The organism is Microtetraspora sp. NBRC 16547, from assembly GCF_030268965.1.
GTDB lineage: Bacteria > Actinomycetota > Actinomycetes > Streptosporangiales > Streptosporangiaceae > Microtetraspora.
The window spans coordinates 92,425-114,802 of the sequence record NZ_BSSE01000018.1 but is presented as its reverse complement, the minus strand read 5'-3'; the positions used below and the strand labels follow the sequence as shown (position 1 = coordinate 114,802).

Here is a 22,378-nt window from a genome sequence, read left to right as displayed (position 1 = left end):
ACCTTCGGTGGGGCCGCACGATTCTGTTTGCACTTCCCTAAACCTCGTTCGCTTGCGGCGTATCGGGAACACCTCACCCCCGGCAGGTAGTTGGATGAAGGGTGAACGCCCTGTTCCCGGGGAACGTCCCCTCTGATAGGAGCGGTTGCCGGGTCGGGGCTACCATGCGGAAGGACGGGCCGGATATCCCGGGTCCGCCTGACCGCTCTGTGAGGAGCGACGAGATGTTCGAGAGGTTCACCGACCGTGCGCGGCGGGTTGTCGTCCTGGCCCAGGAAGAGGCCCGGATGCTCAACCACAACTACATCGGTACTGAGCACATTCTTCTTGGCTTGATCCATGAGGGAGAAGGCGTTGCCGCCAAGGCCCTGGAGAGCCTGGGCATCAGTCTTGAAGGTGTGCGCCAGCAGGTCGAGGAGATCATCGGCCAGGGCCAGTCTGCGCCTTCGGGGCACATTCCTTTCACCCCGCGCGCCAAGAAGGTCCTTGAGCTGTCGCTCCGCGAGGCCCTGCAACTCGGCCACAACTACATCGGCACCGAGCACATCCTGCTCGGCCTCATCCGCGAGGGTGAGGGCGTGGCGGCCCAGGTGCTGGTGAAGCTGGGGGCCGACCTCAACCGAGTGCGGCAGCAGGTCATCCAGTTGCTCCACGGTTACCAGGGCAAGGAGCCCGCGGCAGCCGGGGGGCCGCAGGAGGCCGCGCCGTCCACGTCCCTTGTGCTGGACCAGTTTGGCCGCAACCTGACCCAGGCCGCCCGTGAGGGCAAGCTCGACCCGGTCATCGGCCGGGAGAAGGAGATCGAGCGGGTCATGCAGGTCCTCTCCCGGAGGACCAAGAACAACCCGGTTCTCGTGGGTGAGCCCGGCGTCGGCAAGACCGCCGTCGTCGAGGGCCTGTCCCAGAAGATCGTCAAGGGCGAGGTTCCCGAGACGCTCAAGGACAAGCAGCTCTACACCCTGGACCTGGGTGCGCTGGTCGCGGGTTCGCGTTACCGGGGTGACTTCGAGGAGCGCCTGAAGAAGGTGCTGAAGGAGATCCGCACCCGCGGCGACATCATCCTGTTCATCGACGAGCTGCACACGCTGGTCGGTGCGGGCGCGGCCGAGGGCGCCATCGACGCCGCCAGCATCCTCAAGCCGATGCTGGCCCGTGGTGAGCTGCAGACCATCGGCGCCACCACGCTGGACGAGTACCGCAAGCACCTGGAGAAGGACGCCGCCCTGGAGCGGCGCTTCCAGCCGATCCAGGTCGCCGAGCCCAGCCTCAGCCACACCATCGAGATCCTCAAGGGTCTGCGGGACCGCTACGAGGCGCACCACCGGGTGTCCATCACCGACGGCGCGCTCGTCGCCGCCGCCACGCTGGCCGACCGGTACATCAGCGACCGGTTCCTGCCGGACAAGGCGATCGACCTGATCGACGAGGCCGGCTCGCGGATGCGCATCCGCCGGATGACCGCTCCGCCGGACCTGCGTGAGTACGACGAGAAGATCGCCAACGTGCGGCGCGAGAAGGAGTCCGCGATCGACGCGCAGGACTTCGAGAAGGCCGCCGCGCTGCGCGACCAGGAGAAGCAGCTCCAGCTCAAGCGCGAGCGCCGGGAGAAGGAGTGGAAGGCCGGCGACATGGACGTCGTGGCCGAGGTCACCGAGGAGCTCATCGCCGAGGTTCTCGCGACCGCCACCGGCATCCCGGTCTTCAAGCTGACCGAGGAGGAGTCCCAGCGGCTGCTCCGCATGGAGGACGAGCTCCACAAGCGGATCATCGGCCAGGACGACGCGATCAAGGGTCTGTCCCGGTCCATCCGCCGCACCCGCGCCGGTCTGAAGGACCCGCGCCGTCCGGGTGGCTCGTTCATCTTCGCCGGCCCGTCCGGTGTCGGTAAGACGGAGCTGTCCAAGGCGCTGGCCGAGTTCCTGTTCGGGGACGAGGACGCGCTGATCATGCTCGACATGTCCGAGTTCATGGAGAAGCACACCGTCTCGCGGCTGTTCGGCTCCCCGCCCGGCTACGTCGGGTACGAGGAGGGCGGCCAGCTCACCGAGAAGGTGCGGCGCAAGCCGTTCTCGGTGGTCCTGTTCGACGAGATCGAGAAGGCCCACCCGGACATCTTCAACTCGCTGCTGCAGATCCTGGAGGACGGTCGTCTGACCGACGCCCAGGGCCGCGTGGTGGACTTCAAGAACACCGTCATCATCATGACGACCAACCTCGGCACCCGGGACATCTCCAAGGGCATCGGGGTGGGCTTCGCGAAGTCCAACGACGTCGAGAGCAACTACGAGCGGATGAAGTCCAAGGTCCAGGAGGAGCTCAAGCAGCACTTCCGGCCCGAGTTCCTGAACCGCGTCGACGACATCGTGGTCTTCCACCAGCTCACGCCGAAGGAGATCATCCAGATCGTCGACCTGATGCTCGCCCAGGTGGACGAGCGGCTCAAGGACCGCGACATGGGCCTGGAGCTCAGCGACGCCGCCAAGAAGCTGCTCGCCGACCGCGGCTACGACCCGGTGATGGGCGCCCGTCCGCTGCGCCGTACGATCCAGCGCGAGCTGGAGGACATTCTCTCCGAGAAGATCCTGTATGGCGACCTGCGCCCGGGCCAGATCGTCAAGATCGACATCGAGGGCGAGGGCGACACGGCGAAGTTCACCTTCACCGGTGCGACCAAGAGCCCCGAGGTGCCGGACTCTGCCGCGTCGATCGTGGAGCCGATCCAGCACTGAACCGATACTGAGCCGGTCCGGCACTGGGCCGATCCGGCGTTCCGCTGATGGGGACCCCGCGTGAGACAGCACTCACGCGGGGTTCCTGCTTTCTGTGATACCCGGCTATGCCGCCACTCGATGTAGTACTACACTGCGTAGAGCGCCCGCCGGAGACACGGCGGGCCCGAAATCAGCCCTGCGGCGTACCGAGAGATCAGCCGCGGGGCGGACGCGGTAACCGGAAGCACCGGGGCAAGCTCGGTGGCCCGGGCCGGATTCCCGGCAGGGAGGGGACTCCCGTCCCATGTGGTCAGGACAGACCGCGTGGGCCAATGGGGTCGGGAAAGCGGACAAGCCTTGGAGGGACCTGATGCGCCTGTTGCACGACGACGGGACGCTCGTTCATCTGGCCTACAACACGGGAGTACATCCCGCCGAGGACCTGGAGAACCTGATCGCGCACCTCACCCGCTACGCGGTGCCGGTGCGCAGGAAGCTGGGCGTCGACCGGCTCGGAGTGTGCCTCTGGCTCGCCCCCGCGGTCGCCGACCACCTGGTCGCCGACCGCATAGAGTTGGTACGGCTGCGCCGCTCGCTCGAGGAGCGCGGCCTGGAGGTCGTCAGCCTCAACGGCACCGGCGGGCGCAACCAGGAGGTTCCCGGACCGGACTGGGCGAAGCCCGAGCGGTACCGGTACACCATGGCGCTGGCCAAGATCCTCTCGTTCCTCCTTCCGGATGACGTCAGGTTCGGCAGCATCTCCACGATCCCGATCGGCTGGCGCCGTGACTGGCCCGCCGACCTGCACTCGATCGCCTCGCGGCGGCTGGAGCGGCTCTCGCGCGAGCTGCGCGGCCTCTACAGCGTCACGGGCAAGACGATCCGGGTCGGCTTCGAGCCGTGGCCGGGCTGCGTGCTGGAGACCACCGAGCAGGCCCTGCGGCGCGTCGGCGGCATCGACTCCGAGCACCTCGGCGTGTGCCTTGACGCCTGCCACCTGTCCTCCGGCGACGAGGAGACCGGCGCCGCGCTGCGTGGTCTCGCGCAGACGGGCGCGCCCGTGGTGAAGCTCGGCCATGTGCACAATCACGGCCAGGAGATCCCGAGCACCCAGCCTGTGATCGAGGGCACGCTCAACGCGATCCTGTCCGGCGCCGTGAGCGGCAGCGCCCACGTCGAGGTCGAGGTGCACGACTGGAGCGCGCCGAAGTCGAAGGGCCCGGCGGCGCTGGTGGCGCGGCTGGCCGACGAGCTCGACTGGACCCGCAGGAACCTGACCGCCCTCGGACTCAAGCTCGCGGCCTGATCAACCGGGCAGCCGGTAGGTCCCGTCGGCGAGGACTTCGGCCAGCCCGTCGTCCAGAAGGCCGTCCAGAGCCCTCTCACGCTGGACGTGGTCTGCCCAGACCACGTCCAGCGCCTCTTTGGGCACCGGTCCGTGCGCGTCCCGCAGAACGGCGAGCAGTCGTCCCCTGCACTGCCGGTCGGTGCCCGCGTAGGTCTGGCCGCGCCGTACGGGGCCATCGTGGGCGGGGCGCCCGGCGAGGCGCCAGGCGCACTGTGACGCGACGGGGCAGCCTTCACAGCGCGGGGAACGCGCGGTGCAGACCAGCGCCCCCAGCTCCATCACCGCGACCGCCCAGCGCGGCGCGCCGACGGCGGGGAGAAGCGACTCGGCCAGCTTGCGCTCGGCCGACGTGGTGGCCTTCGGCGGATACTCCTCGCCGCCTACGGCCCGGGCCAGCACCCGCCGGACGTTGGTGTCCAGGACGGCGTGGCTGTGTCCGTAGGCGAAGCTCGCCACCGCGGCGGCGGTGTAGTCCCCGATGCCGGGCAGCGTCCTCAGCTCGTCATAGGCGTCGGGCACCCGGCCGCCGTGGTCCGCCGTGATGGCCCGGGCGCACGCGTGCAGATTCAGCGCCCGGCGCGGGTATCCGAGGCGGCCCCAGTGGCGTACGGCCTCGCCGGCGGGCTCCGCGGCGAGTGCCTCAGGGGTGGGCCAGCGCTCCATCCACTCGTTCCACACCGGCAGCACCCTGACGACGGGGGTCTGCTGGAGCATGATCTCGCTGACGAGGATGCCCCAGGGGGTCGCCTCCGGGCGCCGCCACGGCAGGTCCCGGTTGTGCTCGGCGTACCAGTCGAGGATGGGCTCGCGCAGTGAGATGGACACCTGCCGACCCTATCGGTGGTCCGGTGGCGTCACCCTCGGCGAGCCGTTCCCCTTCGCGCCCAATGACTCACCATACTGAACGTATGGATCCGGACACGTTCCGTAGCGACATTGGCATCGAGGGGACGGACGTCTACTGGCGCCGTCGAATGGCGGTGCTCACCGGCGTTCTCGTCGTGGTGGCGGTCGTGGCCTGGGCATGCACGAGCGCTTCGGGGAGGCAGACGGACACCGGAGCCGCCAAGGGCGCCACGCCCGGGCCGGACGCGCTGGTCGTCTCGCTCCCGTCGCCCCTCGCCTCGCCGTCGGCCTCAGGGAGCGGAGACTCCGCCTCGCCCGCCGCGTCGCCGTCCACGGCCAAGGAGGCGAAGGACGGCAAGGATGCCAAGGACGGCAAGAACGGCGGCGACGCGAAGGCCGCGAAGGACGCGAAGGACGCCAAGGAGGCGAAGGCCGCGGCGCCGCGCCGTCCCGGAGACGCCTGCGATCCCAAGGACCTCGTGCTCAGCCTGCGCGGGGGCCAGCAGACCTACGCCGGGAGCGCCGAGCCGACGTTCCTGATGACCATCGTGAGCACCGGCCGCGTGGACTGCACAGTGGACGTGGGGCCGCGGATGCTGGAGACGCGCATCGTCTCCGGCAACGACCGGGTGTGGTCCACGGCCGACTGCGTCAGCGGCGAAGGCACGGACATCCAGATGCTCAAGCGCGGCGTGCCGTACGTGCGGACGATCCGATGGGATCGGCACCGTTCGGGGGCCGACTGCGCGGTGAAGCGGGCCGCCGCACTGCCGGGCACGTACGTCGCCTGGACGCACGCGGACGGGCTGCAGAGCTCGAAGACGGTCTTCTACCTGCGCTGACCTCGCCCGCCTGCGGGGCTCAGATGTAGCGCTCCAGCAGCGAGGACTCGGCGAGGCGGGACAGCCCCTCGCGGACGCTGCGGGCCCGGGTCTCGCCGACGCCGCCCACGGACTGGAGATCGTCGATGCTGGCGGCCAGGAGTTTCTGCAGGCCGCCGAAGTGCTCGACGAGCCGGTCCACGATCGTGCCGGGCAGCCGCGGCACCTTGGCCAGCAGCCGGAAGCCGCGCGGGCTGACCGGCCCGTCCAGCGCGCCCGCGCCGGCGTAGCCGAGCACATGGGCGACCTTCGACGGGTCGAGCAGGTCGGTGGAGGAGAGCCCGTCTAGCGCGCGCAGGTGCTTGGTGAAGCCGCCGGACCGTTCAAGGGCCGAGTCGGGCAGGTAGTCGCGGACGATCAGCTCGCGGTCGGCGTCCACTCCGGCGACCAGCTCGTCGAGCTGGAGCGAGAGGAGCCGGCCGTCGGTGCCGAGCTCCACGACGTACCCCTCGATCTCGCCCGCGATGCGGCGGACCATCTCCAGGCGCTGGACCACCGTCACCACCTCGCGGACGGTGACCAGGTCCTCGATCTCCAGGGCGGACAGCGTGCCGGACACCTCGTCCAGCCGCATCTTGTAGCGCTCCAGCGTCGCCAGCGCCTGGTTGGCCTTGGAGAGGATCGCCGCGGACTCCTCCAGCACGTAGCGGATGCCGTCGAGGTAGAGCGCGATCATCCGCATCGACTTGCTGATCGCGATGACGGGGAAGGACGTCTGCCGGGCCACTCGCTGGGCGGTGCGGTGGCGGGTGCCGGACTCGTCGGTCGGGATGCTGGGGTCGGGCACGAGATGAACGGCGGCGCGGACGATCCGTAGGTCGCCGCTGTTGAGCACGATCGCGCCGTCCATCTTGGCGAGTTCGCGCAGCCGCGTCGCGGCGAACTCGACGTCGAGCTCGAAACCGCCGGTGCAGATCTCCTCGACGGTGCGGTCGTAACCGAGAACGATGAGACCCCCGGTGTGGCCGCGGAGCACCCGCTCCAGGCCCTCACGCAGCGCGGTGCCAGGGGCTACGGCGGCGAGAATCGCCCTGCGCCGCTCGTCAGATCCCTTGTCGTCGTGTGGCACGTGACCCCCGCGGTCGGACGCATTACCTCGCCCAGTTTACCGGCGGGGGCCCGCCGTCACCGGACATGTGAGAGAGCGTCCCAGACGAATTCCGCCTCGGTGACCTCGAAGCCCGGAGCGAAGCTCGTGGTGCGGAGCGTGGGCTCGCGGACGGCGACGAGATGACCCCGCGACGGCGAACGCTCCAGCTTGGGCGCCTCGTCCTCAAGGGAGCCCTTGGGCACCAGAGCCCGGGTGAAGCCGAGCCGGGCGGCCTCCGCGAGCCGGCGGCGTACGTCACGGACGGGGCGCAGCTCTCCGGCGAGACCGACCTCGCCCAACACCACCAGGCCGGCGGGCAGCGCCTGGTCGGCGGCCGCGCTGACCACGGAGAGCATCAGGGCCAGATCGACGGCGGGGTCCGTGAGCCGGATGCCGCCCACGGTCGCGGTGAACACGTCGCATTTGCCGATCTTGGCCTGCAGGCGCCGCTCCATCACCGCGAGCACCATCGCCACGCGGTAGGAGTCGAGGCCGGACGAGGTCCGCCGGGGCTGCGGCGCCTCGGTGGGCCCCACGAGGGCCTGCACCTCGGCGGGGATCGGGCGGGTGCCCTCGATGGTGACCGTGACGCAGGTGCCCGGCACCGGCTCGGCGTGCCGCGAGAGGAACAGCCCGCTGGGGTCGGTGATCCCGGTGATGCCGCGCTCGTGCAGGTCGAAGCAGCCGACCTCCTCGATGGGGCCGAACCTGTTCTTCACCGCGCGGACCATGCGGAGCCGGGAGTTGCGGTCACCCTCGAAGTGGAGCACGACGTCGACGAGGTGCTCCAGCACGCGGGGACCGGCGATCGTGCCGTCCTTGGTCACGTGGCCGACGAGCACCGTGGACATGCCGCGCTCCTTGGCCAGCCGGACGAGGTTGCCCGCGACCTCTCTCACCTGGGTGACGCCGCCGGGCACCCCGGTGGTGTCGGCGGAGCCGATGGTCTGCACCGAGTCCACGATGAGGAGCCGCGGCTGGACCTTCTCGACGTGCGTCACCAGGGCTGACAGGTCGGTCTCCGCGGCGAGGTAGAGCCGGGGCTCGATCGCGCCGATGCGGTCCGCGCGCATGCGAACCTGGGCGGCCGACTCCTCTCCGGTGACGTAGAGGACGGTCTCGTGGCCCGCGGTGCGGGCGGCGGCCTCCAGCAGCAGCGTGGACTTGCCGATGCCGGGCTCACCGGCGAGCAGGACGACCGCTCCCGGCACCAGGCCGCCGCCCAGGACCCGGTCGAGCTCACCGACGCCGGTCGGGCGGGCGTGCGCCACCTCGGCCTTGACCTCGCCGATCGGGACGGCCGGCGCGGACACGGCTCCGGGCTTGACCACGCTGGCGCCCTGCCGGGCGCCGGCCTCCTCGACCGTGCCCCACGCCTGGCACTCGCCACAGCGCCCCACCCACTTGGCGGTGGTCCACCCGCACTCGCCGCACCGGTAGGACACTCTCTGCTTCGTCGCCACGGGGGCACGCTATCGGCCCGCGCCGACAATCGCGTACGGACGCCGAGGCCCGGGGCCGTGTCAGATGTGCGCGTCAGATGTGCGCGTCAGATGTGCTCGGACAGGTCGGCCAGCAGCATGCGCTTGGGCTTCGCGCCGCGGATCTGCTGGACCACCTCGCCGTTGCGGTAGAGGTTCAGCGTCGGGAAGCCGAGGATGCCGTACCGCCGTGCGATCTCGGGATGGTCGTCGGCGTTGATCTTGGCCACGGTGAGGCGGTCGCCGTACTCGGAGGCGATCTCCTCCAGAATCGGGGCGATCATCCGGCACGGAGGGCACCACTCCGCCCAGAAGTCCACCAGGACGGGCTTGTCGCTCCGCAGCACCTGCTCGTCGAACGTCTCGGCCGTCAGGGTGATCATGGCTCTCCTCCCTTGGGAAGCACACAGCCCGGACAGGCCAGTGCGAGCTGGGCGGCCACTTCGGACCTGCGAGCGATCAGCGAGCGGATCTCCGCGTCGATCTCGGCCAGCTTGCGCCGGTAGACCGCGACGGAATCTGCGCAGGCATGCCCCGAAGGCTGCCCGGAGCGCAGGCACTCCACGAACGGCCGGGCGTCCTCCAGAGTGAATCCCACCGCCATGAGCGAACGGATCTCCACGACCAGCCGGAGATCGGTCTCGTCATAGTCCCGATATCCGTTCGCCGAGCGGCGCGCCTGGATCAGCCCCTGTTGTTCGTAGTAGCGCAGCGCCCGGGTGCTCACGCCCGCGCGCCGAGCCAGCTCTCCGATCCGCATCGGCCCTCCCGGAACCCGACGGTAAGCCTTGACGCCAGCGTCAATGTCAAGGAGTTCGCGGGGGTTAGAAATGCCGCCAGCGCAGGAGGTTGGGGTAGGGGAGCTCCAGGCCCTCGGTCTCCTCGGCCGCGGCGCGGGCGACTGCGGGCGTGAACTCGATGCGGAGCACGCTCTCCAGGTCGGCCCTGGACGCGAAGACCATCCGCAGGTCGAGCTCGCGGCGCTGCCACCCCTGCCGGGACCAGAACGCCTCGACGTCCTTGGCGGAGTACGACGGCAGCGACTGGCGGAACCAACGCCCGAACGCGCCCCTCGTGGCGTCCAGGTCCACCACGAAGGCCGTGCCGCCGCGGCGCATGACCCGCGACAGCTCCCGCAGCCCCGGTTCGCATCCCGGACCGAAGAAGTAGGCCCAGCGGGCGATGGCCACGTCCACGGAGGAGTCGGGCACCGGGAGCGCCTGCGCGGTGGCCGTACGGACCCTGACGTTGGGCAGGGCGGCGCAGCGGGCGGCGGCCTGGGACGCGAGGCCGGCGTGCGGCTCCACTCCGACCACGCGGGCCGCGGTCGCGGCGAGCGCGGGCAGGTGGAACCCGGTGCCGCAGCCGATGTCGAGCACGTTGGCGCCGTCCCACGGGCGGATCGCGCGCATGGCCGCGTCGGCGACGCCGTCGGGGTCCACCGCGCGGTTCTCCAGCTCGTAGATCTGCGGGGAGTTCCAGATGTTCGGGCTGGGAACGGCCCCGGTCAGGATGTGCGCCATGCGTCAACGATAGGTTGTGATCTTCGCTGCATCATTGTGGCGTCGCGGCACGTGGTCTCCACCCGGCTTAGGCTGGAGCAGTGAGTGCCATCCGTGTCCCCAATGCGAAGATCGCGTTGTCTACGGCGTCGGTGTACCCCGAGCGGACGCCGGACGCCTTCGAGCTGGCGCAGCGCCTGGGATACGACGGCGTAGAGATCATGGTAGGGCAGGACCCGGTCAGCCAGGATGTCGAGGTCCTGGAGCGGCTGGTGGACCACTACCAGATGCCCATCCTGGCCGTGCACGCGCCGTGCCTGCTCGTCACCCAGCGGGTGTGGGGGCGCGACCCGTGGCTGAAGCTGCAGCGCGCGCGACGCGCGGCCGAGCGCCTGGGCGCGCAGACAGTGGTGGTCCACCCGCCCTTCCGCTGGCAGCGGGACTACGCGCGGGACTTCGAGGTCGGTCTGGCCCGCATGCGCGAGGAGACGGACGTGGTCTTCGCGGTGGAGAACATGTTCCCCCTCCGCGCGCGTGGCAGCGAGGTCGTGCCGTACGCGCCGGGCTGGGACCCGGTCGACTACGACTTCCCCAACGTCACGCTGGACCTGTCGCACACCGCCGTCTCGGGGTCGGACGCGATGGAGATGGCGGCCAAGCTGGGCGACCGGCTGGCCCACCTGCACCTGGCCGACGGCGTCGGGACCACCAACAAGGACGAGCACCTGGTGCCCGGACGGGGCAACCAGCCGTGCGCCCAGATGCTGGAGCGGCTCTCCGGCAACGGGTACACCGGCCTCGTGGTGCTGGAGATCAACACGCGCAGGGCGTCCAGCCGGAGCGAGCGGATCGACGATCTCGCGGAGGCGCTGGCATTCGCACGGCTGCATCTGGCGGCCACGGGCCAGCGGTGACGGAGCGGGCGGCGCCGAAGAGGCGCCCGGGGCGCCGGCCCGGGACCGCCGACACGCGTGGTGAGGTGCTCGCCGCCGCGCGGAAGGTCTTCGCCGAGAAGGGGTACGACAAGGCGACGGTCCGGGGGATCGCGGCGGAGGCGGGGGTCGATCCGGCCCTCGTGCACCATTACTTCGCCTCGAAGGAGGGCGTCTTCGTCGCGGCCATGCAGTTCCCGGCGATTCCGGCGAACGTGCTCCCGGCGATCCTCGCGGGTCCGCGTGAGCAGATCGGCGAGCGGCTGGTCCGCTTCTTGCTGACGATGACCTCCACGCCGGAGGCCCGCGAGCCGGTCGTCGCGCTGATGCGCACCGCGATGGTGAACGAGCAGGCAGTGGGTATGCTGCGTGAGTTCATCACGGACGCGATCCTGACCCGGGTCGCGCAGACGCTGTCCATCCCACCCATCAGGATGGAGGTGGCCTTCGCCCAGATGTTCGGGGTGATGATGATGCGGTACATCGTCGAACTGGAACCCCTCGCCTCGGCGGACACGGAGGAACTGGTCGAGATCCTCGCCCCCACGCTGCAGCGTTATCTCACCGCGTAGCCCGGCTCGCCCTGATCTAGAGCTTTCTTCTAATATCGACGCTGGACGTATTGGACTTTTGCCCGGGAAGTTACCCGCGGGTAGGATTTGGTGCGGCCTCGGCGTAATTGTGGATGACCTGCGGTCGTACGCTGGCAGCCAACTTTGGTAAGGGAGGACCCGTGCTCTGGGTTGCGATCATCGGGCTCGTCATGACGGGCGTGGCGCTCGCCCTCGCGGGCCGCCGCGTGGCGTTCCTCTACAAGCTCGCCACAAGCGGCCAGCCCGCGCCCGAACGGATCGAGTACGCCAAGGAGAACGTCGGCACGGAGATCAAGACCCAGCTGGTCGAGGTCTTCGGGCAGAAGAAGCTGCTGAAATGGACGCCGTCGGGCACCGCGCACTTCTTCGTGATGTGGGCGTTCTTCATCCTGGCGACGGTCTACGTCGAGGCGTACGGCGCGCTCATCCAGGGGGCCATCACCGACACGCCCGACTTCCACATCCCGCTCATCGGGACGTGGCCGGTCCTCGGCTTCCTTCAGGACTTCATCGCCGTCGCCGCGCTCGTGGGCCTGATCGCCTTCGCCGCGATCCGGTTCAAGAACTCGCCGAAGAAGCTCGGCCGCGACTCCCGGTTCTCCGGTTCGCACCTGGGCGGCGCGTGGCTCGTCCTCTTCATGATCTTCAACGTGATCTGGACGATGTTCCTCTTCCGCGGCGCCGCGATCAACACGGGGAACTTCCCGTACGCCTCGGGTGCGTTCGCCTCTGAGCTGACCGCGAAGATCCTGCCGACCAGCGAGCTGCTGGAGGAGATCGGCCTCCTGCTGCACATCGGCGTCATGCTGGTGTTCCTCATCATCGTGGTGAACTCCAAGCACCTGCACATCTTCACCGCCCCGCTGAACGTGCTGTTCTCCCGCCGTCCGGACGGCCTGGGCGCGGCGCAGGAGATGCGCAGCGGCGGCAAGGTGCTGGACTTCGAGGAGGCCGACCCCGACGTCGACGTCTTCGGCCGGGGCAAGATCACCGACACCAGCTGGAAGGGCTTCCTCGACTTCTACACCTGCACCGAGTGCGGTCGCTGCCAGTCGCAGTGCCCGGCGTGGAACACCGGCAAGCCGCTGTCACCCAAGATGCTGATCATCGACCAGCGCGACTACGCCTTCCAGGTCGCTCCGTACCTGCTGGCGGGCGAGGAGCAGAAGGACTCGCATCCGCAGGACGTGCTCGCCCTGCTGGAGAAGCCCCTGGTCGGCGAGGACGGCGTGATCCACCCCGACGTGCTGTGGTCCTGCACCAACTGCGGCGCCTGCGTCGAGCAGTGCCCGGTCGACATCGAGCACATCGACCACATCCTCGACATGCGCCGTTACCAGGTCATGATCGAGTCCTCGTTCCCGTCCGAGGCGGGCGTCATGCTCAAGAACCTCGAGAACAAGGGCAACCCGTGGGGCATGCCGGAGATGAAGCGGGCCGAGTGGATCGAGGAGCTCGACTTCGAGGTCCCGATCATCGACGAGACGATGCCCGAGGACGTCGAGTACCTCTTCTGGGTCGGCTGCGCCGGCGCCCTGGAGGACCGGGCCAAGAAGACCACCAAGGCGGTCGCCGAGCTGCTGCACATCGCGGGCGTGAAGTTCGGCGTGCTCGGCCCGATGGAGGCGTGCACGGGTGACCCGGCCCGCCGCCTGGGCATGGAGTTCCTGTTCAACATGCTCGCCCAGCAGAACATCGAGACGCTGAACGAGGCCGGGGTCAAGAAGATCGTCGCCACCTGCCCGCACTGCTTCAACACGCTCGCCAACGAGTACCCGCAGCTCGGCGGCACCTACGAGGTCGTCCACCACACGCAGTTGCTGGCGCACCTGGTGGAGGAGGGCAGGCTCACCCCGATCACGCCGATCGAGGAGAAGATCACCTACCACGACCCGTGCTTCCTCGGCCGCCACAACAAGGTGTACGCCCAGCCCCGCGACATCATGGCGAAGGTGCCCGGTGTCCAGGCGCAGGAGATGCACCGCTGCAAGGACCGCGGCTTCTGCTGCGGCGCCGGAGGCGCGCGCATGTGGATGGAGGAGCGGATCGGCAAGCGGATCAACACCGAGCGCGTCGACGAGGCGCTGACCACCGATCCCGACACCGTGTCCACCGCGTGCCCGTTCTGTCTCGTCATGCTGGGTGACGCCATCAACGAGAAGAAGAACAGCGGCGAGGCCAAGGAGACGCTGGAAGTCGTCGACGTGGCCCAGCTTCTGATCAAGTCCGTCAAGGGCGAGCCCGTCGCCGGCTGACGGCCCGCGCGTCCACAACGGACCGCCCTTCCCAGGGAGGAACGGGAAGGGCGGTCCGCGTTCTTGTTAATGATATCCACAATTTGTGGAATTGATCCGTCAGATCTGCAGGACTATCGGCAAGCCGGCCCATAGTCCCAAATGTCTTTCTCTGCATATCCACATAACGGGAAAATCACGGTAACCTCATCGTGGCTCAATCAACGGGGAGGGGGCTGAGCGGTGGGCGTGATCGTTACGGATGCCGAGGTCACCCTTGCCGATGTCCTCTCCGTGCGGATGACGATCGAGGAGCCGCTGTCAAGCGAAGCCCGGCTGGTCCTGCGCCACCGCGGCACCGGAACCGAGCGCCACATCCCCCTTGACAAGCTCGACACCCCGGACGTCCCCGACGGGGCCGCCGAGGAGGCCGCGCTCGCGGTCCCGCTGGCCCCGCTCTCGCTCACGCCGGGGCGCTGGGACGCCTACCTCCAGCAGGACGGTCCCCGGGTGCGGATGCGCAGCATCGACCCCGGGTTCTCCCTCGACCACCTCGACGCGTACGCCCTGGGCCGGCGCACCCTGGCCTACCGCGCGTACCGAACCCGCAACGGCTTCCTCGCCATCAAGATCGCCCCGGCCGTGCCGGTCGCGGACGTCCGGGCGCTGTGGTTCCGCGAGGGACGATTCGAGGTCACCGGCCTGCTCGCCTACACGGGGCTGGACGACGACGACCGCCACCACGACGCGAAGCTCGCGCTGCGATGCGGCGACCCGGACGCGACCGTGACGGTCGCCGCCACGGTCCAGGGCGTACGGTTCCACGCGGCCCTCTCGCTGTGCGACGTGCTCGCGGCGGCGCCCGACCAGGAAGGCGTCTGGCAGCCGTCCCTGGAGGTGGACGGCATCGACGGCCGGCTCCCGCTCGGCGCGAGGATCGACGACGTCGAGGGCAAGCGCCGCCGGGTGCACTATCCCCGCGTGGTGGTCGACGGCGTCCCGGTCACGCCCACCTTCACCTCGGACGACGAGCTGCGCCTGGAGGTGGGCACGTGAAGATCTCCTTCCTCCTCCCCTCGGCGTACGCGATGCGAGGGGACGTGCGGGCGGTCCTGAACCTCGCGGCGGGGCTCGCCGCCCGCAACGAGGTCGAGATCATCAGTGTGAAGCGGGCCAGGGAGACGCCGTTCTTCCCGGTGGATCCGCGGATCTCCATGCGCTGGCTGGTGGACTCCCGGCCGGGTGTCCGCCACCTGCTGCCGTCCGGCCAGGTGCGGGCCGAGGTCGCCCTCTGGCGCATGCTGCGCGGGCTGCGCACCGACGTGCTGGTCACGGCCAGGCCGAGCCTCAGCGTCCAGTCCGCCCGGTACGCGCCGCGGGAGGTCGTGCGGATCGCCAGGGAGTGGTCGCGTCCCGCGGTGCCCGGCCCCGTCCGCCGGTTCTATCCCCGCCTCGACGCGGTGGTGACCAGCACGGCGGGCGCGCGGGAGGACTGGGCGCGCCTCCTCGACGACGACCTCTCCGTACACGCCGTCCCGGACGCGCTGCCCGCCGGCCCGTGGCCCCGGTCCCGTATGGACAACCGCATCGTCGGCGCCGGGGGCAGGCTGGTGCCGGTCAAGGGGTACGACCGGCTGATCCGCGCGTTCGCCGTCGTCGCGGACAAGCGGCCGGACTGGCGGCTGCGGCTGTACGGCGCCGGCCCGGAGGAGAAGCGGCTGCGCGCCCTGGTCGGCGAGCTGGACCTGCACAACCACGTCTATTTCATGGGCACGACGTCCGACCTGCCCGGCGAGTTCGCCAAGGCGTCCATCGTCGCGGTGCCGTCCCGGCAGGAGGCGCCCGGCATGAGCGTGGTCGAGGCGCTGAGTTGCGGCGTCCCCGTGGTGGGGTTCGACGGGGCGCGCGGTCCCGTGGAGTTCGTCCGGCCCGGCCACGACAGCGTCTTGGTGCCCGAGGGCGAGGACGAGGTCGAGGCGTACGCCGCCGCACTGCTCGGCCTGGTGGACGACGACCGCCGCCGCTCGGCGCTGGCGGCGGGGGCGATCCAGTCCGCCGCGGCGCACGCCGCGGACGTGGTCGCCGCCCGCTGGCAGGAGCTGATGTACGGTTTGCGATCCCGCGAGTGAGTGGCGTTCATACCCAAAACGGGTAGCGTGAGGTCATGCATGGGTACAGCGGTGACAAGCAGGCGTATCTCAAGCGGCTGCGCCGGATCGAGGGGCAGATCCGCGGGCTGCATCGGATGGTCGACGAGGACGCGTACTGCATCGACATCCTCACCCAGGTGTCGGCGGCCACCCGTGCGTTGCAGGCGGTTGCTCTCGGGCTGCTGGAGGACCACATCGCCCACTGCGTCGCCCACGCGGTGAGCGAGGGCGGTCCGGCGGCCGACGAGAAGGTCAAGGAGGCGTCGGCGGCCATCGCCCGGCTCGTACGCTCCTGACCGGCGGGGGCTGGTTGACTAGTGCCCCGCCCGCACCACCCTGGACACCGCTCCTTCCGGGCAAACCTTGCCGGTTGGGGCACTAGCCCCGGATAAAGCAATCCCGGACTCCGTCGCCGGAGCCCGGGATGGTTCTCGTGAATTGCCTTCAGCGGCTCGCCGAAGTCCCCAATCCGAGTGCGTTGTCGAGTTCGTCCAAGGTCAGTCGGTCATCGCTGAAGTTGACGGCCTCCAGCACCTCCGCATAGAGCGCGATCTCGTCCAACGCGACACGGTCGTGAACCCGAGAGTCCAGGTCGTCGTGCCCCACCGCGTCGTCCTTCCTTCTGCAGCCCACACCCACCACGAGGTTACGTCCGGCTGTCTTTCCCCGACATGGCCCATCGGGACCATTCCTGAGGACTGGCCCGCCCCCTATCAGTGACCATTTCCCGGATTCCGAGATCACAATTCGGTTAATTTCGGGAGGGTGTAGGGGGGCTTTGGTAAAAGCCGAGGAAATAGCGATCTTTCGGGATTCAGGTGAAGAAAGTGTCACCTGTGAAAGAGCCACCCCGACTCTGACTGATCGTGAAATTCACCGGTCACCGGGAGCTCGGGGACCGTGTCGTCCCGCTGGTGCATGAGCCACGCGACGGCCGCCGACGACACCGGGAATCCGCGCGGCGGCGGCGCCGTGCCCGCCAGGCGGCACCACGCCAGCCCGGTGGCGTACGCCGCGCCCAGCAGGGCGGCGGTCGCGTCCCGGCCCGGGGGAGTCAGGGCGGCGGGCAGCTCGCCCGAGACAGGCCAGCAGCCGCGCAACGGATGCGCCGGATCCGTGAGCGCCACATAGAACGACCGGCGCATCTCGTCGTCCATCCACGGATAGAGCATGGTCACCACGCTGGTCACTCCGCTGGTCGCCGTTCCGGTCACGGCGCCGGTCGCCGCACCGGACGACACGGCCGCGACGTCGGCGGCGAGGAGCGAGGCGGCCACCGCCCGCGGATCGGCCCCCGTCGCGGCCACGTGCCCGAGCGCCTCCACCAGGTCGTACAGCCGATGCCGAAAATCCTCGCCCGGGGATGTCTCGGACAGGGTCGCCACGGCCAGGTGCGGAGGGCGGCGCGCCAGCCAGGCCTGCCGTACGGCGCCGGCCAGCGCGGCGGGACGGTCCAGCCACGGTTGCGCGGCGGCCGGACCCACCATGGCCAGGAGGGTGTCGGCCCGGAGCCGGAAGCGCGGGTCGGTCCGCAGCACCGAGGCGGTCTCGGCGATGAGTCCGGCCAGGAGTCCGGCCAGCCGCGCTCCGCCCTCGCCCGGCTGCGCCAGCATCCGCTCGGCGTACAGCGTCACGAGCGCGTCGAGGGGCACCGGCGGCAGCCAGCGCACCCAGTCGTCACCGGGCAGCGGCCGGGCCAGGAACTCGCCGAACAGCGACAGCAGCACCTCGTTGCCGTCGAAGGCGGGGGCGTAGGCGCACCACATGATCGTGCCCCACACGGCCGCCACGGTGCCGGTCACGTCGGCCGCGAAGACGTCGCGGAAGACGCTCCCATGCAGCGGGAAGTCCCCACGGCGCAGCCGGCGGTGCGCCACGACCAGGTCCCTGATCCGCTCGGTGATGTCCTCGGGCACGTCCGGCCCGACGAACGCCTGTGTGGTGCCGCGCTCGACCGCGAAGTCGGGCCCGGCGGGGATGAGCAGGGGCGGGATCCCCGTGGCCGGGGGCAGCGGGCGGGCGGCCGAGCGGACCGCCAGCAGCGCCGGGGGCGCCGAGAGGTGCCACCGGCCGTCCACGCGGTCCTGCCGGTACCACCGGGCGTGCGTCCCGAACAGCCAGAACGAGCCGTCAGGGGTCACCAGGGACCGCTGGGCCATCGCCTGGGCGCGCGCGGTGGCGGGCAGCGCCGCCCAGCGTGGATCGGCGACCATGGCGCGGACATCCCGCTCGATCGCCGTGAAGCCGTCCCAGTGCACGCGATAATGGTAGATCCCGCCTCCGACGAGACGGCGGCAAAGTTTCACCTCGGAAAATGGTCACGAACTGGGTGAATGTCCATGGTTTCGCGGGGTGGCGCGGCCTCTGTCCGCCATTTTCTTTGCACGGGCGGTCCGTACGTACTTCCATTGGTCGATGTGAGGGAGATTCGGCAGGCGGAGGCCGCATTGGAACCCGCGATGGAACCCGCGATGGAACCCGCGTCGGAGTCCGGCGCGACGCCAGGCAAGATCCGGCTCGACGGTTTCCGGCGGTTCCTCGGCCGGCCCGCCGACCGCACGGCCCTGCTGATCTGGTTCTTCTGGCACGTCGCGACGTACATCTACATGGTGCTGGCGGCGCCGGGTCGCACGGAGGCGCCGCTGCTCGACCGGCTCACGCCGTGGGACGCGGACAACTTCATCGCCATCGCGCGGTACGGCTACGACGGCGCGCCGGACATGACGGACGCGCCGAAGCTGGTCGCGTTCTTCCCTGGGCTGCCGCTGCTGTTGCGCAACCTGCACTGGCTGATCCCCGACTGGAGCCTGTCGATCGTCCTGGTCACCCTGGTGGCGAGCGCCGTCGTCGCCGTGGCGCTGTCCCGGCTGAGCGACTCGTACCGGGAGGGCACCGGCACCTGGACGGTGCTGGCGTTCTTCCTCAGCCCGTGGGCGGTGTTCATGCTGGCGGGCTACTCCGAGGCGCCGTTCCTCGCGCTCGCGATCCCCGCCTGGCTGCTCGCGCGGCGCGGCCGCTGGGCCGCCGCCTCCGTCTGCGCGGCGCTGGCGTCCTCGATCCGGGTGTCGGGGCTGTTTCTCGCGCTCGGCCTCGCCGTGATGTTCCTGGTGGCGGAGAACGGCCGCCAGTGGCGCAAGCTGCCCTGGCTGGTGCTGCCCGGCGTGCCGGTGCTCGCCTACATGCTCTACCTCTGGAACCGTACGGGCGACCTGATGGCGTGGAAGGCGGCCGAGGCGCAGTACTGGGGACGGTTTCCCGAGCTGCCCTGGAAGGTGCTGATCAACACCTGGAACAGGTCGATCGACGAGGTCGCGCTGCGCACGTCGTACCAGGAGGAGATTCTGGCGGCGGGCGTGCTCGTGGCGCTCATCGTCTGGCGGCTGGTCCGCCGCCGGTGGGCCGACGTCGCCTATCTCGCGCCGCAGGCGGTGGCGCTGCTGGCGATGTCGTCGTTCTACATGTCCATCGGACGGGCCTCGCTGCTGTGGTGGCCGCTCTATCTCTCGGTCGGCATCGTGGGATCGCGCCGTCCGTGGGTGTTCATGGCGTATCTGTCGGTGGCCGCGCCGATCATGGCCATCAATGTGGGAAATTTCACCACCGGTGCCTGGGTGGGATAAGACGTCCCTTTTGCCGCTGTCTGTCACTGTCTCGCTAGTATGATCACGTTTGTTACTCTGAGTAATCGAATGATTGTGGAGAGTGAGAGATGATCGGTACGAGCCAGCGCGGCATGGCGAGGGTCCTGATCTCCGGCGTGCTGCTCGCCTCGCCGCTCGTCGGGACGACCGGAGCGGTCGCCGACGGCGCGCTGACGTACCGGGTGAACGTGCTCACCTTCAACCTGTGTGGGGGCAACAACAAGGCGAACACCTGCGGGGAGGATCTCACCCCGGAGCGGCGGAGGACGTGGGCTCCACAGGTCTCGTCCCTGATCAGGAACAGGGATGTGGACGTGGCGGCCTTCACCGAGATGTGCTACGCCCAGGTCGACCTCCTGCGGCAGCAGCTCCCGGACTACGACTTCGTGTGGTACGGCCTCGGCAGGTCGGCCTCCTGCCCCCAGATCTGGGGTGACATGACGGATCAGACGGTGGCTCCGAACGGCAGGACCGCCGGCATCGCGCTGGCCTTCAAGAACCCTGTCGTGGGCGCCCCGCTCCGGCGGCGGCTCGTCATCGACAACCCCGACGCCGACCCCGCCGCGTCCGTGCACCGGCGCGGCGTGCTGTGCGCGCGTTCCGTCATCGGCATGGAGTACGGCGTCGGCTGCGTGACGCACATCTCGGCTCTGGAGACCCCCCAGCAGGTCACCAGGGACATCGGTGAGTGGGCGGGCGACGCTCCGGTCATCCTCGGCGGCGACTTCAACCGCAAGCCGGAGCACCCCGAGCTGACCCCGGTGTACGGGCCGAGCCTCGGCACGGGGAAGTACACGGAGGTCGACGCCGGCCCCGCGGGGCACGAGCAGCGCGGCGGAGCCGTCACCACGAGAGGCGGCCGGAAGATCGACTACATCTTCGCGACGCAGTCGGACTACCGGAACGCCGGCGCCGAAGTGATCAACCCCACGCCGGAGCTCTCGGACCACCGCCCGCTGGTCGGCTCGTTCATCGGCACTCTCGAGGGGATGTACACCCAGGCGTCCGCGCACACGTTCACCCAGGTGGTCAGCGAGGCGTTCAGCGTTACCCCGAAGTGAGCCGGGCGGCCGCGGCGTGGCGGTGGGCCTTGGCCATGTAGTTGTCCGGCGTGCGGGCGAACGAGGCGCGGTCGGCGTCGGTCAGCTCGCGGACGACCCGGCCGGGCACGCCCGCGACCAGCACCCCCGCCGGGATCCGCGCGCCGGGCGTGACCACCGCGCCCGCGGCGACCAGCGTGCCGGCGCCGATCCGCGCGCCGCCGAGGACGACGGCCCCGATGCCGACGAGCGCGCCGGTCTCGACGTGGGCGCCGTGCACCATCGCCTTGTGCCCGAGGCTCACCCGGTCCTCCAGCAGCGCGGGCTGACCGGGGTCGGCGTGCAGGCAGCACAGGTCCTGGATGTTGCACTCGGCGCCGATCTCGATGCGCTCGTCGTCACCCCGTAGGACCGAGCCGTACCAGACGCTCGACGCGCGGCCGAGCCGTACCCGGCCGACGATCACCGCGCCGGGGGCGACCCAGGACTCGGGGTGCAGGTCGGGGGTCGCGTCGTCGTCCAGAGCAGCGATGTACGGCATGGCGTCATGATTCCATGAGCGCGCGCGTGGAGCTCGGCGCGGAGGGCTGGTTTTCGGCGGGAGGTCCGGCGCCAGAGGGCGCGAGGTCCGGCGTTCGGGTTGCGAGGTAGGGCGGATAGCAGGAGAGTCATGTTCTGACGTGCGTTACCGCCTCAATTCCCAACCCCAGGGCTTGTCATGACGAATCAGACCGAGAACTTCCCCGACCTCTTGAGTGACGACTCCTTCGAAGTCGTGATGCGTGGATACAGCCGCCGGCAGGTCCATGACTACATGATCAGGACCCGGAACCAGATCAGGGACCTGGAAGAGCGGCTGGCGCGGACCATCGACCAGGCCGAGCAGGGTCGGGTGGAGCTGGCCGAGGCGCGCCGCAGGCTGGCGGAGGCCCCGCAGAACCCCGACGAGCTGGGCGAGCGGCTGAGCCAGATCCTCAAGCTGGCGCACGAGGAGGCGGCCGCCAACAAGGAGGCGTCGCAGTCGGAGGCCAGCAGGTTGCGCGACCAGGCCACCACCGAGGCCGAACGGGTGATCACGACCGCGCGGGAGCAGGCCGACTCGATCAGGTCCGCCGCCCAGGAGGAGGCCGAGCGCCGCGTCGCCGACGCCACCAGCGCCGCCGAGCGCCTGCTCGCCCAGGCCGGTTCGGACGCCGAGGAGACGCTGGGCACGGCCCGCGCCGAGGCCGAGGACACCCTGCGCGCCGCCCGTGCCGAGGCCGACCGGCAGCTCACCGTCGCCCGCCTGGAGGTGGAGACGCTGGTCGGCGACGCTCGGGCCGAGGCGCACTCGACGCTCACCGCGGCCCAGCAGCGGGTCGCCGCGCTGGACGAGCACACCGGCCGCCGGGTGGCCTACCTCACGGACACGCACAGCGAGGTCATGCGCAGGCTCGGCGAGATCGGTTCGGTCCTGGGCGACCTGCTCCACCGGGAGGGCGCGGCGGGCCCGCTGATCGACGAGGCCGCTGTGCTGCCGTCGGCTCCGCAGCTGCCCCAGCCGCAGGAGATCGCCCCGGCCGAGCCCGCCGTCGAGGACGACGAGGACATCCGGGTCATCGTGGAGGACGTGGTGGTCCAGGTGGAGGGCATCCCGCAGCAGCCCGCGGACACGGACGTCACCACGGACGTCTCCGTGGTCCGGGCGCAGAACGAGCAGAACGAGCAGAACGGCCAGCCCACGCACCGGTAGCAGCCGCCGCCCACCGGCAGCATCGTGGCGCGGTTGGTGCCCGTGGAGGCGCCGTTGGGATGGCACCAGTGGCGACGCCCCCACGGGGGTTCATGGAAGCGGAAGCCTCCGCCCCCGATCGGGTCGGAGGCTTCCGCGCTCGTGGCCGGGTCGGCCACTCCCGACGTTCCCCAGTGTTCGCCGTGCAGCATTCGCCG

At 69.9% G+C, this 22,378-nt stretch carries 21 protein-coding genes; 12 read left to right on the top strand and 9 right to left on the bottom strand.

Going from position 1 to position 22,378, the window contains the following annotated elements; all coding sequences use genetic code 11:
• Window positions 1-224 precede the first annotated feature (224 nt).
• On the top strand, window positions 225-2,729 hold the full coding sequence (locus QSK17_RS23445) for an ATP-dependent Clp protease ATP-binding subunit (protein WP_285707289.1): 2,505 nt from the start codon (window positions 225-227) through the stop codon (window positions 2,727-2,729).
• Between the two features lie 352 nt (window positions 2,730-3,081).
• Complete coding sequence (locus tag QSK17_RS23440) at window positions 3,082-4,017, top strand: sugar phosphate isomerase/epimerase family protein (protein WP_285707288.1); 936 nt, start codon at window positions 3,082-3,084, stop codon at window positions 4,015-4,017.
• On the opposite strand, the gene QSK17_RS23435 is transcribed toward QSK17_RS23440, so the two are convergent.
• Window positions 4,018-4,884, bottom strand: coding sequence for an iron-sulfur binding domain-containing protein (locus tag QSK17_RS23435; RefSeq protein WP_285707287.1), 867 nt, complete (start codon window positions 4,882-4,884; stop codon window positions 4,018-4,020).
• An 83-nt stretch (window positions 4,885-4,967) separates the two neighbouring features.
• Between QSK17_RS23435 and QSK17_RS23430 the strand changes: the two genes are divergently transcribed.
• Entirely contained in the window at window positions 4,968-5,747 is a 780-nt protein-coding gene (locus QSK17_RS23430; RefSeq protein ID WP_285707286.1) for a hypothetical protein, read from the top strand.
• A 19-nt stretch (window positions 5,748-5,766) separates the two neighbouring features.
• Here the strand turns inward: QSK17_RS23430 and disA are convergent, their stop codons facing one another.
• The 5 genes from disA to QSK17_RS23405 form a co-directional block, all read right to left on the bottom strand.
• Window positions 5,767-6,855, bottom strand: coding sequence for a DNA integrity scanning diadenylate cyclase DisA (gene disA, locus QSK17_RS23425; protein ID WP_285707284.1), 1,089 nt, complete (start codon window positions 6,853-6,855; stop codon window positions 5,767-5,769).
• 56 nt (window positions 6,856-6,911) lie between these two features.
• Entirely contained in the window at window positions 6,912-8,339 is a 1,428-nt protein-coding gene (gene radA / locus QSK17_RS23420) for a DNA repair protein RadA (RefSeq protein WP_285707283.1), read from the bottom strand.
• A gap of 86 nt (window positions 8,340-8,425) precedes the next feature.
• Window positions 8,426-8,740 carry a thioredoxin gene (trxA, locus tag QSK17_RS23415; RefSeq protein ID WP_285707282.1) on the bottom strand — a complete coding sequence of 105 codons (315 nt, stop codon included), beginning with the start codon at window positions 8,738-8,740 and terminating at the stop codon, window positions 8,426-8,428.
• Entirely contained in the window at window positions 8,737-9,117 is a 381-nt protein-coding gene (locus tag QSK17_RS23410) for a MerR family transcriptional regulator (RefSeq protein ID WP_285707281.1), read from the bottom strand. The genes trxA and QSK17_RS23410 overlap by 4 nt, the downstream gene beginning before the upstream one ends.
• 64 nt (window positions 9,118-9,181) lie before the next feature.
• Window positions 9,182-9,880: a class I SAM-dependent methyltransferase gene (locus QSK17_RS23405; protein ID WP_285707280.1), complete on the bottom strand. Its 699-nt coding sequence runs from the start codon at window positions 9,878-9,880 to the stop codon at window positions 9,182-9,184.
• 80 nt (window positions 9,881-9,960) lie between these two features.
• On the opposite strand from QSK17_RS23405, the gene QSK17_RS23400 reads away from it, so the two are divergent.
• The 6 genes from QSK17_RS23400 to QSK17_RS23375 all read left to right on the top strand — a co-directional run bounded on the left by QSK17_RS23400 (window position 9,961) and on the right by QSK17_RS23375 (window position 16,064).
• Window positions 9,961-10,773, top strand: coding sequence for a sugar phosphate isomerase/epimerase family protein (locus tag QSK17_RS23400; RefSeq protein ID WP_285707279.1), 813 nt, complete (start codon window positions 9,961-9,963; stop codon window positions 10,771-10,773).
• Window positions 10,770-11,363: a TetR/AcrR family transcriptional regulator gene (locus QSK17_RS23395; protein WP_285707277.1), complete on the top strand. Its 594-nt coding sequence runs from the start codon at window positions 10,770-10,772 to the stop codon at window positions 11,361-11,363. Before QSK17_RS23400 ends, QSK17_RS23395 begins: the two co-directional genes overlap by 4 nt.
• A gap of 161 nt (window positions 11,364-11,524) precedes the next feature.
• Window positions 11,525-13,639 (top strand): (Fe-S)-binding protein, encoded by a 2,115-nt coding sequence (locus QSK17_RS23390; protein ID WP_285707276.1) that lies wholly within the window; start codon window positions 11,525-11,527, stop codon window positions 13,637-13,639.
• A 222-nt stretch (window positions 13,640-13,861) separates the two neighbouring features.
• Window positions 13,862-14,674 (top strand): hypothetical protein, encoded by an 813-nt coding sequence (locus tag QSK17_RS23385; RefSeq protein WP_285707275.1) that lies wholly within the window; start codon window positions 13,862-13,864, stop codon window positions 14,672-14,674.
• Window positions 14,671-15,747, top strand: a complete 1,077-nt coding sequence (locus tag QSK17_RS23380) for a glycosyltransferase (protein WP_285707274.1) — start codon at window positions 14,671-14,673, stop codon at window positions 15,745-15,747. The genes QSK17_RS23385 and QSK17_RS23380 overlap by 4 nt, the downstream gene beginning before the upstream one ends.
• 35 nt (window positions 15,748-15,782) lie before the next feature.
• Window positions 15,783-16,064 carry a metal-sensitive transcriptional regulator gene (locus QSK17_RS23375; protein ID WP_285707272.1) on the top strand — a complete coding sequence of 94 codons (282 nt, stop codon included), beginning with the start codon at window positions 15,783-15,785 and terminating at the stop codon, window positions 16,062-16,064.
• 148 nt (window positions 16,065-16,212) lie between these two features.
• Here the strand turns inward: QSK17_RS23375 and QSK17_RS23370 are convergent, their stop codons facing one another.
• Both QSK17_RS23370 and QSK17_RS23365 read right to left on the bottom strand, forming a co-directional pair.
• Window positions 16,213-16,374: a hypothetical protein gene (locus QSK17_RS23370; RefSeq protein WP_285707271.1), complete on the bottom strand. Its 162-nt coding sequence runs from the start codon at window positions 16,372-16,374 to the stop codon at window positions 16,213-16,215.
• 224 nt (window positions 16,375-16,598) lie between these two features.
• Entirely contained in the window at window positions 16,599-18,026 is a 1,428-nt protein-coding gene (locus tag QSK17_RS23365; RefSeq protein WP_285707270.1) for a hypothetical protein, read from the bottom strand.
• 159 nt (window positions 18,027-18,185) lie between these two features.
• Between QSK17_RS23365 and QSK17_RS23360 the strand changes: the two genes are divergently transcribed.
• Together QSK17_RS23360 and QSK17_RS23355 are read left to right on the top strand one after the other, a co-directional pair.
• A complete protein-coding gene (locus QSK17_RS23360) occupies window positions 18,186-19,388 on the top strand; it encodes a mannosyltransferase family protein (protein WP_285707269.1) in 1,203 nt (400 codons plus the stop codon).
• Between the two features lie 89 nt (window positions 19,389-19,477).
• Window positions 19,478-20,470 (top strand): endonuclease/exonuclease/phosphatase family protein, encoded by a 993-nt coding sequence (locus QSK17_RS23355; RefSeq protein ID WP_285707268.1) that lies wholly within the window; start codon window positions 19,478-19,480, stop codon window positions 20,468-20,470.
• Here QSK17_RS23355 and QSK17_RS23350 read toward each other — a convergent pair.
• A complete protein-coding gene (locus tag QSK17_RS23350; protein ID WP_285707267.1) occupies window positions 20,457-20,990 on the bottom strand; it encodes a gamma carbonic anhydrase family protein in 534 nt (177 codons plus the stop codon). The genes QSK17_RS23355 and QSK17_RS23350 overlap by 14 nt on opposite strands.
• Window positions 20,991-21,167: 177 nt before the next feature.
• Between QSK17_RS23350 and QSK17_RS23345 the strand changes: the two genes are divergently transcribed.
• Window positions 21,168-22,181: a hypothetical protein gene (locus QSK17_RS23345; protein ID WP_285707266.1), complete on the top strand. Its 1,014-nt coding sequence runs from the start codon at window positions 21,168-21,170 to the stop codon at window positions 22,179-22,181.
• Window positions 22,182-22,378 lie beyond the last annotated feature (197 nt).